Raw genomic sequence first — 14,133 nt, forward strand, 5'->3', positions numbered from 1 at the left:
CGTCACGAGCGGAATCATTCGATCACGTCGCGGTATTTCGGCCACATTCCAAGGACCTGGCCCGAACTCACCCTGCGGAGCAAAAAGTTCCGTCCGAAGCCCTGAATCGCTGTGCTAACTTCCTCGACCGGCAAGACCAACCCGTTTCTCCCACTCACGGCACGTGAAAGGAAGAGCACATGGTCAAGCGCAGAATGATCTCCGCCGTTCTCGGCACCGCGGCGGCGGCCGGTCTCACGATGGTCGCCTCGGCTCCCGCCCAGGCTGTCGACCGGAACTGCTACGACGGCAACTTCTGCGTCTATCAGGCACGGGAGTTCAACACCAACTACCCGATGTACCGCTTCAGCGGGGCGGACGCCAACTGGTCCGACCAGTCGGCGATCTACGACAACGACAGCTCCTGGAAGAACCGCTGGAGCGTCACGGTCAAGGTGTACGCCCTGGCCAACTACTCCACGGTGAACACCTGCTTCAACCCGGGCTACCAGCTGGGGTCGGGTGGCACCTCGCAGAACGACAACGGCCGCTCGCACAAGTGGGACGGCACCAGCTGGTGCTGACCCGCCGTCCGGCGGACCGAGTCTTCGCACCACGGTGAACAGCCGGATGCCTCCCCCTCGTCGCAGGAGGGGGAGGCATCCGGCCCCCCACCATAGCCTCGAGAGGACCCAGATGTTCCCCCGTCACCGGATCGGCGCCATCGGCGCCACCCTGGCCGCCGCCGCCCTGACCGTGCTCGTCGGCTGCGGCTCCGGACCGGACGCGGGCCGCGACGGAGCGGGAGATCCGCCCGGCGGCCCGGACGCGGCCCCGGGCTCGGCGCCGGACGCGGCGAGCGCAGCCAAGGCCACCTCGGCCTTCAACTCGGCGAAGGAACTCTCCCGCCAGGTCGGGTCGCTGGAGCTGCGGATCACCACGAAGTGCATGGTCGCCCAGGGCTTCACCGTGCACCCGCCGGACCCGGTGGCCCGGCCGGACGCGGACGGTGCCGACGGCCCCGAGGGGCGCGTCTCCCCCACCGCCGAACAGGCCGCGCGGCGCGGCTACGGCGCCGCGCCGGACACCGCGAACGGGCAGCCGGAGAACTCCGTGCAGGAGCCGCCCGGCCCCTGGCGGGACCTGCCGGACGGGGAGAAGCAGCGCTACACCCTGGCCAAGAACGGCGACCCCGACCAGTTGGTCAGCTACGAGACCGGAGAGGGCAAGTTCTCCTCCCCGAGCGGCGGCTGCATCGGGGAGACCCGTAAGAAGCTCTACGGCGACATGCCGAAGTATCTCCGCCTCATGTGGCTCACCGACAACGGAATGCGCCACGAGGCCGGCCGCCAGGCGGAACAGTCGGACGCCTTCCTGAAAGCCGTCGGAATCTGGTCCTCCTGCATGGAGAAGGCGGGATACCCCGGACTGAAATCGCCGACCGACGCGGTGAAGAGGGTCAAGGATTACTACGGCGGAAAAGGCGCCGGAAAGAATCTTGACACGGCGGCCGTGGAAGCCGGCCGGAAGAAGGAGATCGCCCAGGCGAAAGCCGACGCGAAGTGTGCCGACACCTCGAAGTACGACGTGATCTGGCGCACGGCCAATCAGAAGGCGCTGAGCGCCCTTTACGTCAAGAACGAGGCCGACCTCGTCGCCTATCAGGAAATCCTGACCGAGGCGCAGAAGAAGGCCCAGCAAATGCTGGAGTCCTGAGGTGGAGATCAGCGGCGGGGGCCGCGCGGCGGAGGTCGCGCCCGCCGGCGGGGAGGGCGGCCCGGCCGCGCGGCGCCGCTGGGGCCGGGTCGCCGCCGCGACCGGCGTGGTCGTCGCGCTCGCGGCGAGCGGCAGCGCCTGGCTCGCCGCCTCCCAGGCCCGTACGCCCGAACAGCGCGCCGCCTCGGCCGCCGCCCCGCCGCGCTCCAGCGTCACCGTCCCCGCCGAGGCGGGGCCCCTGGTCGACCGCAGGACGTGGGACGGCGTCCTGGGCCGCAGCACCAACCTCGTCGTGCGCGGCCCCGAGTCGGCCGAGGGCGCGGCCCGCCAGGTCGTCACCCGGCTCTCCGTGAAGCCCGGCGACACGCTCGGCAACGGCGCCCTCGGAGCGGAGGTCTCCGGCCGCCCCCTCTTCCTCCTCGAAGGCGCCTTCCCGGCCTACCGCGACCTCCGCGAGGGCATGCGGGGACCAGACGTACGCCAACTCCAGCAGGCCCTACAGCAGTTGTACGGAACTCCCGTCACCGGCGCCTTCGACGACCGTACGGCCCGGGACCTGAAGCGGCTGTACCGGCGGGCGGGATACCGGCCGCTGCTCGGAGCCGAGGGCGGCGGGGAGAACTCCGCGCCCGGCGGCGGGGCGAGCAAGACGGGCGGAGGGGAGAGCGGAACGACGGGCGGGAGCGGCACTGGAGGGACCGGCACCAGCGGCGGAACGACGGGCGGGACGACCGGCGGAACGACGGGCGCGGACGGTACCGGCGGAACGGTCGGCGGGGCGTCGGCGGGCGCCGGCCGGAACGTCGTCATGCTCCCCATGTCCGAGGTCGTCTTCATGGGCTCGCTGCCGGCCACCGTCGGCGAGGTCTCCGGCCGGGTCGGGGCGAACGCCTCCGATCCCCTGTTCACCGTCACCGGCGGCCGCTGGCAGATCAAGATCCCGGTGACCGACACCACCCTTCCCGACTTCACCACCCTCCCCCAGGGCACCCGCGCCACCGTCTCCGGCGACCGGCTCGGCGGAACGGCGCTCCAGGCCACGTACGCGAGGGTGTCGACCGGCACCGCCCGGCATGCCTTCTTCGACCTCGTGGGCAAGGTGCCGGACTCCGCCCTGGGCAGCGAGGTCAAGGTCGAGGCCGTCCGCCGCAGCAGCTCGGCCGACGCCCTCGTCGTACCCGTCTCCGCGCTGTGGACCGATCCCGCCGGGACCGTCTCGGTCACCGTCCTCCAGGGCGAGCGGCGCCGGCACGTCCCGGTGGACGTGTCCCTCACGGTCGGCGGCCGGGCGGCGGTGACCGGCGCCGATCCCGCCCTCCGGAAGGGCGCCCCGCTGCTCGTCGGCTACGCCTACCGGGAGGCCGGTCTTGGCTGACGTTCCCGGTCAGGCGGGGCGCGTGGTGATCGCGATGCGCGGGGTCTCCAAGACGTACCCGGCCGCCACCCCGGTGACCGCGCTCAGGGACGCGACGCTGGAGATCCGTACCGGCGAGATGGTGGCCATCACCGGCCCGTCCGGCTCCGGCAAGTCCACGCTGCTCAACATCCTCGGCCTGCTGGACACCGCGAGCGGCGGCACGTACGCCATGGACGGCGTCGACGTCCGCACGCTCGGCGAGCGGGAGCGGACGCGGCTGCGGGCGACCCGGCTCGGGTTCGTGTTCCAGTCCTTCCACCTGGTGCCGTACCTGACCTGCCTGCGCAATGTGCAGCTGCCGCTGGTGCACACCCGCCACCCGCGCGCACAGCGGCGCGAACGCGCCGAGCGGGCGCTGCGGTCGGTGGGGCTCGGGCACCGGATCTCCGCGCGTCCCACCACACTCTCCGGCGGGGAGCGGCAGCGGGTCGCGCTGGCCAGGGCCGTCGTGCACGAGCCGTCCGTCCTGCTGTGCGACGAGCCGACCGGAAACCTCGACTCGGCCAACACCGACCAGGTGATGAAGCTGCTGCGCGCGCTCGTCACCCCCGAACGCACGGTCGTCGTCGTCACCCACGAACGGGACGTGGCCGAACGGGCGGACCGGGAACTGAGGGTCGTGGACGGGCATGTGGTCTGAACGGCGCGGCGCCGGTCGCCTCCGGCGTAGGCGGGACCGGCGGGAGACGCGGGACCGGCGGGAGGCGCGGGACCGGCGGGAACGGACCGGGACGGCGTTCACGGACATCGTGGTCCAGGCGGTCCACGCCGTCCTCGGCCGGCGTCTGCGCTCCGTCCTGACCGTCCTCGGCATCGCGCTCGGCATCGCCGCCGCGCTGGCGACCACCGGCATCACGGCGAGCGCCGCCGACGCCGTGTCCGGCCGCTTCGACACCCTCAAGGCGACCGCCGTGACCGTCCGCTTCCACAACGAGGCGGCGCGGCCCACGGCCGAGGCGGCGGCACGGGCGCGGAGACTGAACGGCGTACGGGCCGCGGGGCTGCTCTGCGCCGCCGACGAACGTCCCTCGGTCTCGGCCCTCGGCCCCCGCTACGACTGGGCCACCCCGCAGGAGCTGCGCGTCCTCGCCGCCGACGAGGGCGCCCTCGCGGCCCTCGGCGTCACCGCCCGCTCCGGACGGCTGCCGGACGCGGGGCACATGGCGCGCGGCGACGCCGTGGCGGTCGTGGACACGGTGGCGGCCAAGGCGCTCGGCCTGGACGCCCTCCTCGAACAGACCCCGGAGGCGGCCCCCTCGGTCCATCTCGCGGGCCGCCCCTTCACCGTGATCGGCAGCTTCCGGGCCCCGGCCGGGGACGCCCGGCTGACCGGCAGCGTCGTCATCCCGTACGCCTCCTGCGCCTCCGACGGCGGAGTCCTGAACCGCCCCCCTCCGGTGGCGGAGGAAGGCGGGGACCGGCAGCTGGTCTTCGGCGCGACCGAGGCGGTCCTGCGCACCGAACTGGGCGCCGCCCAGCAGGTCGGCGTCGAGGCCCCGCTCGCCCTCCACCCCGAGGGACCGGACCGGCTCGCGGCGATCGTCCCGGCCGATCTCGGCACCTTCCGCGGCGGGGTGGAGAGCGAGACCCGGGCCCTGTTCCTGGGACTCGCCGGGGTCTCCCTGCTGATCGGCGCGCTCGGCGTCAGCAACACCACCTACGTGTCGGTGGTCGAGCGCCGCTCCGAGATCGGTCTGCGCCGTGCGGTCGGCGCGGGCCGGGCGGCGGTCTCGGCACAGTTCCTGGTGGAGTGCGGGCTCCTGGGCCTGATCGGCGGGGTCCTGGGCACGGCGGTCGGCGTGGACGTGACGGCCGGTACGGCACTCGCGAAGGGCTGGCTGGTGGTCCTCGACCCCGCGCTCACCGCCGCCGGGCCGCTGCTCGGTCTCGCGGTGGGCATGCTGGCGGGGGTCTACCCGGCCCTGGCGGCCTCGCGCATCGCGCCGGCGGAGACCCTGCGCGGCTGAGGCGGCTGAGGCGGCTGAAAAAGCGTGCGGACGGCCCCCGCACGTACCTTCAGGTACCGGCAGGGGCCGTCCGCCGTCACCCCCGTAGAGGGGTCAATGCCAGCTCATGCCAGCTCATGCCGGCTCAGCGTCAGTGGAAGAAGTGGCGCGTTCCGGTGAAGTACATCGTCACGCCGGCCTTCTTCGCGGCCTCGACCACCAGCTCGTCGCGCACCGAACCGCCCGGCTGCACGACCGCCTTGACGCCGGCGGCCGTGAGGATCTCCAGGCCGTCCGGGAAGGGGAAGAACGCGTCCGACGCGGCGAACGCGCCACGGGCCCGCTCCTCGCCCGCGCGCTCGACCGCGAGCTTCGCGGAGTCGACGCGGTTGACCTGGCCCATGCCGACGCCGACCGAGGCGCCGTCCTTGGCGAGGAGGATGGCGTTCGACTTGACCGCGCGGCAGGCCTTCCACGCGAAGGACAGCTCGGCCAGCTCGTCGGCGGAGAGCGCCTCGCCCGTCGCCAGCGTCCAGTTGGCCGGGTCGTCGCCGTCCGCCTGGAGACGGTCGGTGACCTGGAGGAGCGCGCCGCCGTCGATGGGCTTGACCTCTACCGGGTCGGCCGGGGCGCCCTCGGCGCGCAGGACACGGATGTTCTTCTTCTTGGCCAGGACCTCGACCGCGCCGTCCTCGTAGCCCGGGGCCACGATGACCTCGGTGAAGATCTCGGCGACCTGCTCGGCCATCGCCACGGAGACCGGGCGGTTCACGGCGATCACGCCGCCGAACGCGGACAGCGGGTCGCAGGCGTGGGCCTTGCGGTGCGCCTCGGCGACATCGGCGCCGATCGCGATGCCGCACGGGTTGGCGTGCTTGATGATCGCGACGCACGGCTCGTCGTGGTCGTACGCGGCCCGGCGCGCGGCGTCGGTGTCCGTGTAGTTGTTGTACGACATCTCCTTGCCGTGCAGCTGCTCGGCCTCTGCCAGACCGCCCGTGCCGTCGACGTACAGCGCGGCGCCCTGGTGCGGGTTCTCGCCGTAGCGCAGCACATGGGAGCGCTCGTACGTGGCGCCGAGGAAGTCGGGGAAGCCGCTGTCGTCGGCGGCCGCGTAGTCGTCGGCGAACCAGGAGGCGACGGCCACGTCGTACGCGGCGGTGTGCTGGAAGGCCTCGGCGGCGAGGCGCTTGCGCGCGGCGAGCTCGAAGCCGCCCTCACGGGCCGCGGTGAGCACGTCGGCGTAGCGGGCGGGGCTGGTGACGACCGCGACGGAGGGGTGGTTCTTGGCGGCGGCGCGGACCATGGACGGGCCGCCGATGTCGATCTGCTCCACGCACTCGTCGGGGGTGGCGCCGGAGGCGACGGTCTCCCGGAACGGGTAGAGGTTCACGATCACCAGGTCGAAGGGCTCGACGCCCAGCTCGGCGAGCTGGGAGCGGTGGTCCTCCAGGCGCAGGTCGGCGAGGATGCCGGCGTGCACGCGCGGGTGGAGCGTCTTGACGCGACCGTCCAGGCACTCGGGGAAGCCGGTGAGCTCCTCGACCTTGGTGACCGGCACGCCGGCCGCGGCGATCTTCGAGGCGGTGGAGCCGGTGGAGACGAGGGAGACACCCGCCTCGTGCAGGCCGCGGGCCAGCTCCTCAAGGCCGGTCTTGTCGTAGACGCTGACGAGTGCGCGGCGGATGGGGCGCTTCGTACCTTCGGCGGTCACGGGATTGTTACCTTTCGTCCCTCAATGCGGTAGCCGTGCCGGGCCAGACGCCCCACGACCTCGACGAGCAGCGAGCGCTCGACTTCCTTGATGCGCTCATGGAGAGCGGCTTCATCGTCCTCGTCCCGGATCTCGACCACGCCCTGGGCGATGATCGGGCCGGTGTCGACGCCGTCGTCGACGAAGTGGACGGTGCATCCGGTGACCTTCGCGCCGTACGCGAGTGCGTCGCGCACTCCATGGGCACCGGGAAAACTGGGGAGCAGCGCCGGGTGGGTGTTGACGACCCGGCCGCCGAAGCGGGCGAGGAACTCCTTGCCGACGATCTTCATGAAGCCGGCCGAGACGACGAGGTCGGGCTCGTACGCAGCGGTGGCCTCGGTCAGGGCGCGGTCCCACGCGTCACGGGTCGGGTGGTCCTTGACCTTGCACACGAAGGTGGGCAGCCCGGCGCGCTCGGCGCGCTCCAGGCCGGCGATGTTCTCGCGGTCGGCGCCCACGGCGACGATCTCCGCTCCGTACCCCTCGGGGTCGGCGGCGATGGCGTCCAGCAGGGCCTGAAGGTTGGTACCGGACCCGGAGACCAGGACGACGAGGCGGGCGGCGGCCACTGAGTCACTCTTTCCGTGGTGTTTGTACGGTCGTACGAACGAATCGTGGCCCTCGATACGGGGAACCCTACGAATGGCCCGACCGTCAGCAACGATACCGGCACACCGGACGGCCCCCACGGGACGGGGGCGTGGGCGGGGGGTAGCGTCTGGGTTCTACGACAGACGAGACAGCAGTTGAGACAGCACCCGAGACGGCAGTTGAGACAGCAGTTGAGACGACAGAGGGAAGACGTTCAGCAGATGCCGGAACGCCAGTCCACCGACGACGACAATCCGTTCGCGCCGCCGCCCGAGGGGCAGCCGGACCAGCCGTGGCAGCCACGGCGGCCGGAGGGCTCGGACGACGACTCGTCGTCCGACGCCTCCGGATCTTCCGGGTCTTCCGGTTCCTCCGGCTCTTCGGGTTCTTCCCGGGGCCGCTGGAGCAGCCGCCAGCCCGGGCGCTCCTCGGACGGTTTCGGGCGCCGTCCCGAGCGTCAGGGCGGCCCTGAGCAGGGCCAGAAGCCGGGGCCGAAGTGGGACCCGACCGACCCGGCACAGCGGCGGGCGCGGTACGCGCTGCTCTCGGGCATGTGGGCGTTCTTCTTCGCGATCTTCGAGATCCAGGAACTGGCGCTGCTTCTCGGGGCGCTGGCTCTGTACTGGGCCGTGAGCTCCCTGCGTGCCAAGCCGAAGGCGGCGACGGCGGGCGACGCGACCGCGTCGGCGGCGGGCACGGCCACCACGACGGCGACGGCGGCGAAGACGGAGAGGGAGACGGAGACCGCGTCGGCGATCGGGGCCGCCGCCGCTGCTGCCGCTCCGGCGCGCGCGCAGCGCACGGCGGCCGTCAGCGGCCTGGTCGCCGCCGCCCTGGCCCTGCTGATCGTCGCGGGCAGCTTCACCCTCCAGCTCGTCTACCGCGACTTCTACACCTGCGCCGACGACGCCCTGACTCGCGCGGGCCAGCTGGCCTGCAACGACCTGCTGCCGGAGCCCCTCCGGAAGCCCTTCGGCGTACCGGAGTAGGAAACGCTAGGCGGACGGCGCCGGGGGCTCGACGGCCTCCGGCGCCTCTGTGCGTCCGGGGCCGGGGCCAGGGCTGGCGCTGGGGCCGGGCCCGGAAGCTTCGCCGGACGGCGGCGCCGAGGGCGGTGCCGGGGACGGCGTCTTGGTAGGCGGCTCGGTAGGCGGCTTCGTCGGCAGCGGAGGCAGAGGTGGGAGCGGGGGCGGGGGCGGCAGGGTGGGTTCCCAGGCGGCGGGCAGGAAGTCGTACGGCTCGAACCCCGGCTCCTCGGCCTCCACCGCGACCGGATCGGCCGCGTTCACGGCACCGCCCCGCCCTCTCCGCAACCAGCTCGTCCAGCGCCCTCCCTTCGCCTTCGCCTTCGCCGTCGCGGTCCCTGTCGAGGTCGCCGTCGAGGTCGTCGTCAAGGTAGCGAGGGCGGGGGCCGCCGCCGTCGGCGACACCGGCTCGGGCCCGAACGGCAAGGGCCCGAACGGCACGGGCACCGGGGCCGCCACCGCCACCGGCTTCACGTCGCGCCGCGCCCATGCCCGTACCCCCAGAGCCACCGGCACCCCCACCACCACCCCCCACAGCACCGCCGCCGGGCCGACCTGCCACCAGACCGGGCCGAACGCGGCCAGCCGTCCCGAGCCGAGCGGGCCGCCCGCGGCCGCCGCCAGGAGGGCCACCGCCGCGCCCCACGCGCACGCCCCGACCAGCGCGGTCAGCGCCGTCTCGCGGCCCGTCCACCGCCGGGCCGACCGTCCCACACACCCGCCGAGGACCAGCGTCGCCGCCACGGGAACCGCGACGGCCGACCAGTGCGGCCAGCTCCCCGGCCCGGGCGACGGCAGCGCGGCGAGGAGCGGGAAGGGCGGGACGGCAGGGGTGCCGACGAGGCCCAGCGGGGTCGCCGAGGCCTCGACGCCGAGCGAGAACCCGGGGCCGAGACCGTACGAGGCCGCCCACACCGCCGCGTTCGGCACCAGCGTGACGGTCAGCAGCACGACCGAGACCTGGCCCGACCACTCGCCCGCGAGCCCGGCGAAGGACTCCCGCGCCGCCCCCGCGTGCCAGACGAGCGAGGTGCCGAACAGCGCCGCCCCGCCGCCCAGCAGGGCCACCACCGCCCAGGCGACCGAGCGCAGCGCGACGGCCGCCTGCTCCTGTTCCGGCAGGGGCCGCCCGGACGCCGTCCAGACCCCCAGGCCCGCCGCGGCGAGGACCACGGCGGGCAGCCAGAGACCGGCCGAGACCAGGTCGGCGGGGAGCGTGCCGCTCGCCGCGTAGAGGACGACACCGGCCGCGACCAGCAGGTATCCCCCCGCCACCGCGGCCACCGCACCGCCGGGGGAGGGACGGGACGCGGCCGTCGTCCCGTCGGTGTACGGCTCCAGGGTGTCCCGTGCGGCCCGGTGCACCAGCCAGGCCGGCAGGGCCATGAGCAGCAGCGGGGTGACGCCGAGCGGCGCGGGGTAGCCGGAGAGGGTCTCCGTACGGACCAGGTCCACGCCGTGGGCCAGCAGCCACAGCCCGGCGGCCGTGTGGAGCGCCCCACCGGGGCCGCTGTCGGGGAAAGGCGAGCTGATCCACGCCGCCGTCACCAGGACCGCCAGCGCGCCCAGGCCGAGACCCGCCGCGACCGCGCCGCGTACGAAGGCGGTGGCCATCGCGGCGGAGCGGCCGCCGTGGACGAGCGGATCGGCCGTCGGCGAGGGGGGCTTCTCGGTCACCTGCGTCACGCGCCCATGCTCCCAACGACACGCGCTTTTCTCGCGTAACAGGCAAACCGCCGTTGTGTCGCTCAAGATACGTTTATGTACTTTTCCGCCCGGAGCAGCTTCGCGGGAGGTCGTCGCCGATGAGCCGGAGCACCGCAGATTCCGCATCCGCCGTCTCGCTTCCCACCCCGAAGGAGCGGCGCAGACTGCGTGAGGCCAAGGCCCTCAGCGAGGAGCAGGTCGCGGACGCCGTGGGTGTCACGCGCGCCACCCTCCGGTCCTGGGAGACCGGCCGCACGGAGCCGCGCGGCCGCAAGCGCGATGCGTACGCGAAGCTGCTCGGCGCGTACGAGGAGGAGGACGCGCCCTCCGCCCCGGAGCCGGCCCCGTCCGGCGCCCGGCCTCCCTCGCCCGAGGACGCGAAGCCCGCGCCCGCGCCTTCGGAGACACCTCTGGAGACACCCCTGGGCACACCTTCGGAGTCTTCGGCCGGCGCGCCGGAGGGCGTGCCGGGGCCGGCGACATCCGGTCGTCCGTGGCCCACGAGGCCCGCCGCGAGCAGCGCGTCGACCCGGCCGAGGGCGGCGTCCAAGCGGGCCGCCAAGCCCCCCAAGGGATCGGCCCCTTCCCCGGGCCCGGTCCCCGCCGCCGCCACGGCCGCACAGCCGGCCCAGGCGCCCGAGCGGACCCAGGCGCCCCAGCAGCCTCAGCAGCCTCAGCCGACTCGGGGACGCCTGAAACCCGCGTCCCCGGCCGCGAAGCCTCCCGTCGAGAGCCCGAGGTCGTCCCTCACCCCCGAGGAGGCCTTCGACGCGCTCTACGCCTACGCCGCTCCCGCGCTCGTCCACCAGACGTACCTGCTCACCGGCCGCCGCCGACTCTCCCGGGAGGCCGTCGAGCACGCCTTCCACTACGCCTGGCAGCACTGGCCCGAGGTCGCGGTGGACCGCGACCCGGCGGGCTGGGTCCGCGCCGCGGCGTACGAGTACGCGCTCTCCCCCTGGCACCGGCTGCGCCGCGGCCACCGGCACCCGGACGCCGCTCCCACCGAGGCCGGGCGCCGGGCGCTGCTCGCGGCCCTGCTGGAGCTGCCGCCGCCGTACCGCCGTACGGTCCTGCTCTACGACGGTCTGGGCCTCGACCTGCCCGACACGGCGGCCGAGACCGAGGCGAGCACCCCCGCGGCCGCCCACCGGCTGCTGCACGCCCGGACCGTCATCGGTGAGCGGGTCCCCGAGCTGGCCGACCCGGACGCCCTGCACCGGCGGCTCGCCGCGCTGGTCTCGGAGGCGCCGACGGCGACGCTCGCGGACGCCCGGACCGTACGGACGCGCAGCGAGCGGCGTGCCCGGCTGTGGACGCGGGCGGCGCTCGCGGTGACGGCGGGGCTCATCGGGGTGACGGCCTTCACGGCCGCCACCGCGCCGACGTCGTACCTGCCGGTCCACGCCCCCGGCCAGACGGTGAACGGCGTCCCGGTGCGCGGCGGCTCGCCGCAGCTCACCCCCGAGGACAGGGAGCTGCGGGAGATGCTCCGCAGCCGGCCGCACCCCGGCCCGGAACGGCTGGTCCCCGCCCCTCAGTGAGCGGCCGACGAGCCGGCCGCCGTACACGCGAGTGGGCCCCGCCCCCACCCGGTCTCCCGGGAGGGGCGGGGCCCACTCCTGTGCGAACGCGAACGCGAACGCGTACGCGTTCGTACGTACGCGTCAGCCGAAAGCTCAGCCCGCGAGGATCGCGCGCGCCAGCTTGGCCGTCTCGGTCGGCGTCTTGCCGACCTTGACGCCGGCGGCCTCCAGGGCTTCCTTCTTGGCCTGTGCGGTGCCGGAAGAGCCGGAGACGATGGCGCCGGCGTGGCCCATGGTCTTGCCCTCGGGCGCGGTGAAGCCCGCGACGTAGCCGACGACCGGCTTCGAGACGTTCTTCGCGATGAAGTCGGCCGCGCGCTCCTCGGCGTCGCCGCCGATCTCGCCGATCATGACGATGAGGTCGGTCTCGGGGTCGGCCTCGAACGCCGCGAGGGCGTCGATGTGCGTCGTACCGATGACCGGGTCGCCACCGATGCCGACGGCGGACGAGAAGCCGATGTCACGGAGCTCGTACATCATCTGGTACGTCAGCGTGCCGGACTTCGAGACCAGGCCGATGCGGCCCGGCTTCGTGATGTCGCCCGGGATGATGCCGGCGTTGGACTGGCCGGGGGTGATGAGACCCGGGCAGTTCGGGCCGATGATCCGGGTCTTGTTGCCCTTGGCCTGCGCGTACGCCCAGAAGGCGGCGGAGTCGTGGACCGCGATGCCCTCGGTGATCACGACGGCCAGCGGGATCTCGGCGTCGATCGCCTCGACCACGGCGGCCTTGGCGAAGGCCGGCGGGACGAAGAGGACGGAGACGTCGGCGCCCGTCTTCTCCATCGCCTCGGCGACGGAGCCAAATACCGGGACCTCGGTGCCGTCGAAGTCGACGGACGTACCGGCCTTGCGCGGGTTGACGCCACCGACGATGTTGGTGCCGTCACCCAGCATGAGCTTGGTGTGCTTCATGCCCGTGGCACCGGTCATGCCCTGGACGATGACCTTGCTGTCCTTGGTGAGGAAGATAGCCATGGTGTGCTTGACCTCGTCCCTTACTTCGCAGCCGCGAGCTCGGCGGCCTTGTCGGCCGCGCCGTCCATGGTGTCCACGCGCTGCACGAGCGGGTGGTTCGCGTCCGACAGGATCTTGCGACCCAGCTCCGCGTTGTTGCCGTCGAGGCGCACGACCAGCGGCTTGGTGACCTCTTCGCCCTTGGAGGCGAGGAGCTCGAGAGCCTGGACGATGCCGTTGGCGACCTCGTCACAGGCGGTGATGCCGCCGAAGACGTTGACGAACACGGACTTGACGTCCGGGTCGCCCAGGATGATCTCCAGGCCGTTCGCCATGACCTCGGCGGAGGCGCCGCCGCCGATGTCGAGGAAGTTGGCCGGCTTCACGCCGCCGTGGTTCTCACCGGCGTACGCGACGACGTCCAGGGTCGACATGACCAGGCCGGCGCCGTTGCCGATGATGCCGACCTCGCCGTCGAGCTTGACGTAGTTGAGGTTCTTGGCCTTGGCAGCAGCCTCGAGCGGGTTGGCTGCTGCCTTGTCCTCGAGCGCCTCGTGGCCGGGCTGACGGAAGTCGGCGTTCTCGTCGAGAGACACCTTGCCGTCCAGGGCCAGGATGTCGCCGGAGGCGACCTTGGCCAGCGGGTTGACCTCGACGAGGAGCGCGTCCTCGGCGACGAAGGTGTCCCACAGCGTCACCATGACCTCGGCGACCTTCTCGGCCACGTCGGCCGGGAACTTCGCCTGGGCCACGATCTCGCGGGCCTTCTCGATGGTCACACCGGTGTTGGAGTCGACCGGAACCTTCGCGAGGGCCTCGGGGGTCTTCTCCGCGACCTCCTCGATGTCCATGCCGCCCTGCACCGAGGCCATGGCCAGGAAGGTGCGGTTGGTGCGGTCGAGGAGGTACGAGACGTAGTACTCCTCGAGGATTTCCGGAGCGGTCTCCGCGATCATCACCTTGTGGACCGTGTGGCCCTTGATGTCCATCCCGAGGATGTCCGTCGCGCGGGCGACGGCCTCGTCCGGGGTGGCGGCCAGCTTCACGCCGCCGGCCTTGCCGCGGCCGCCGACCTTCACCTGCGCCTTGACGACCGACTTGCCGCCAAGACGCTCGGTGGCCTCGCGCGCCGCCTCAGGCGTGTCGATGACTTCACCGGCCAGCACCGGTACACCGTGCTTGGCGAAGAGGTCCCTCGCCTGGTACTCGAACAGGTCCACGCGCGTCCGTCCCTTTTCTGATGATCGCGGTTCGTTGTCTGCGTGGGCGTGCCGCGAAGGGCAACGTGACTGCGCTGTCACAAGGGAGGCGTACACGGTGTCCGTGGACGCGGCATGTCCGTCTCGCAGGTTATCCCCGAGGGACGTGGGTCCCTAAATCGCAGCTCACACCCGAGCGGTGATACGGGTCACAGATCGTAGGCGGTGCGGGGCGGTCCGTAGGGGTGCGACCT

Annotated in this window: 12 protein-coding genes; 7 read left to right on the forward strand and 5 right to left on the reverse strand. The window is 72.9% G+C overall.

Annotation, left to right across the window (positions count from 1 at the left end; genetic code table 11):
- The first annotated feature begins 179 nt into the window (after positions 1 to 179).
- The 5 genes from ACF06X_RS16265 to ACF06X_RS16285 all read left to right on the forward strand — a co-directional run bounded on the left by ACF06X_RS16265 (position 180) and on the right by ACF06X_RS16285 (position 5,079).
- A complete protein-coding gene (locus ACF06X_RS16265; RefSeq protein WP_392287938.1) occupies positions 180 to 563 on the forward strand; it encodes a peptidase inhibitor family I36 protein in 384 nt (127 codons plus the stop codon).
- A gap of 112 nt (positions 564 to 675) precedes the next feature.
- On the forward strand, positions 676 to 1,695 hold the full coding sequence (locus ACF06X_RS16270) for a hypothetical protein (protein ID WP_392287939.1): 1,020 nt from the start codon (positions 676 to 678) through the stop codon (positions 1,693 to 1,695).
- A 1-nt stretch (position 1,696) separates the two neighbouring features.
- Positions 1,697 to 3,070, forward strand: coding sequence for a hypothetical protein (locus ACF06X_RS16275; RefSeq protein WP_392287940.1), 1,374 nt, complete (start codon positions 1,697 to 1,699; stop codon positions 3,068 to 3,070).
- On the forward strand, positions 3,063 to 3,752 hold the full coding sequence (locus ACF06X_RS16280; protein ID WP_392287941.1) for an ABC transporter ATP-binding protein: 690 nt from the start codon (positions 3,063 to 3,065) through the stop codon (positions 3,750 to 3,752). Before ACF06X_RS16275 ends, ACF06X_RS16280 begins: the two co-directional genes overlap by 8 nt.
- A complete protein-coding gene (locus ACF06X_RS16285) occupies positions 3,742 to 5,079 on the forward strand; it encodes an ABC transporter permease (RefSeq protein WP_392287942.1) in 1,338 nt (445 codons plus the stop codon). Before ACF06X_RS16280 ends, ACF06X_RS16285 begins: the two co-directional genes overlap by 11 nt.
- Positions 5,080 to 5,209: 130 nt before the next feature.
- Here the strand turns inward: ACF06X_RS16285 and purH are convergent, their stop codons facing one another.
- Complete coding sequence (gene purH / locus ACF06X_RS16290; protein WP_392287943.1) at positions 5,210 to 6,772, reverse strand: bifunctional phosphoribosylaminoimidazolecarboxamide formyltransferase/IMP cyclohydrolase; 1,563 nt, start codon at positions 6,770 to 6,772, stop codon at positions 5,210 to 5,212.
- Positions 6,769 to 7,383: a phosphoribosylglycinamide formyltransferase gene (gene purN / locus ACF06X_RS16295; protein WP_158989578.1), complete on the reverse strand. Its 615-nt coding sequence runs from the start codon at positions 7,381 to 7,383 to the stop codon at positions 6,769 to 6,771. Before purN ends, purH begins: the two co-directional genes overlap by 4 nt.
- Before the next feature lie 243 nt (positions 7,384 to 7,626).
- Here purN and ACF06X_RS16300 point away from each other — a divergent pair, with 243 nt between their 5' ends.
- Positions 7,627 to 8,394, forward strand: coding sequence for a hypothetical protein (locus ACF06X_RS16300; RefSeq protein ID WP_392287944.1), 768 nt, complete (start codon positions 7,627 to 7,629; stop codon positions 8,392 to 8,394).
- A gap of 6 nt (positions 8,395 to 8,400) precedes the next feature.
- Here ACF06X_RS16300 and ACF06X_RS16305 read toward each other — a convergent pair whose 3' ends face one another.
- Complete coding sequence (locus tag ACF06X_RS16305) at positions 8,401 to 10,116, reverse strand: DUF6350 family protein (protein WP_392287945.1); 1,716 nt, start codon at positions 10,114 to 10,116, stop codon at positions 8,401 to 8,403.
- A gap of 119 nt (positions 10,117 to 10,235) precedes the next feature.
- On the opposite strand from ACF06X_RS16305, the gene ACF06X_RS16310 reads away from it, so the two are divergent.
- On the forward strand, positions 10,236 to 11,681 hold the full coding sequence (locus ACF06X_RS16310; protein WP_392287946.1) for a helix-turn-helix domain-containing protein: 1,446 nt from the start codon (positions 10,236 to 10,238) through the stop codon (positions 11,679 to 11,681).
- Between the two features lie 135 nt (positions 11,682 to 11,816).
- Here ACF06X_RS16310 and sucD read toward each other — a convergent pair whose 3' ends face one another.
- Complete coding sequence (sucD, locus tag ACF06X_RS16315) at positions 11,817 to 12,701, reverse strand: succinate--CoA ligase subunit alpha (protein WP_158989570.1); 885 nt, start codon at positions 12,699 to 12,701, stop codon at positions 11,817 to 11,819.
- Positions 12,702 to 12,721: 20 nt separating this feature from the next.
- Complete coding sequence (sucC, locus tag ACF06X_RS16320; RefSeq protein WP_392287947.1) at positions 12,722 to 13,900, reverse strand: ADP-forming succinate--CoA ligase subunit beta; 1,179 nt, start codon at positions 13,898 to 13,900, stop codon at positions 12,722 to 12,724.
- Positions 13,901 to 14,133: the final 233 nt, after the last annotated feature.

Origin of the sequence: Streptomyces sp. NPDC015346 (assembly GCF_043078785.1) — a bacterium.
Lineage (GTDB): Bacteria > Actinomycetota > Actinomycetes > Streptomycetales > Streptomycetaceae > Streptomyces.

Coding starts and splice junctions, on each gene's coding strand:
- ACF06X_RS16265 (WP_392287938.1), top strand. CDS start 180: ATGGTCAAGCGCAGAATGATCTCCGCCGTTCTCGGCACCGCGGCGGCG.
- ACF06X_RS16270 (WP_392287939.1), top strand. CDS start 676: ATGTTCCCCCGTCACCGGATCGGCGCCATCGGCGCCACCCTGGCCGCC.
- ACF06X_RS16285 (WP_392287942.1), top strand. CDS start 3,742: ATGTGGTCTGAACGGCGCGGCGCCGGTCGCCTCCGGCGTAGGCGGGAC.
- ACF06X_RS16300 (WP_392287944.1), top strand. CDS start 7,627: ATGCCGGAACGCCAGTCCACCGACGACGACAATCCGTTCGCGCCGCCG.
- ACF06X_RS16310 (WP_392287946.1), top strand. CDS start 10,236: ATGAGCCGGAGCACCGCAGATTCCGCATCCGCCGTCTCGCTTCCCACC.
- sucD (WP_158989570.1), bottom strand. CDS start 12,701: ATGGCTATCTTCCTCACCAAGGACAGCAAGGTCATCGTCCAGGGCATG.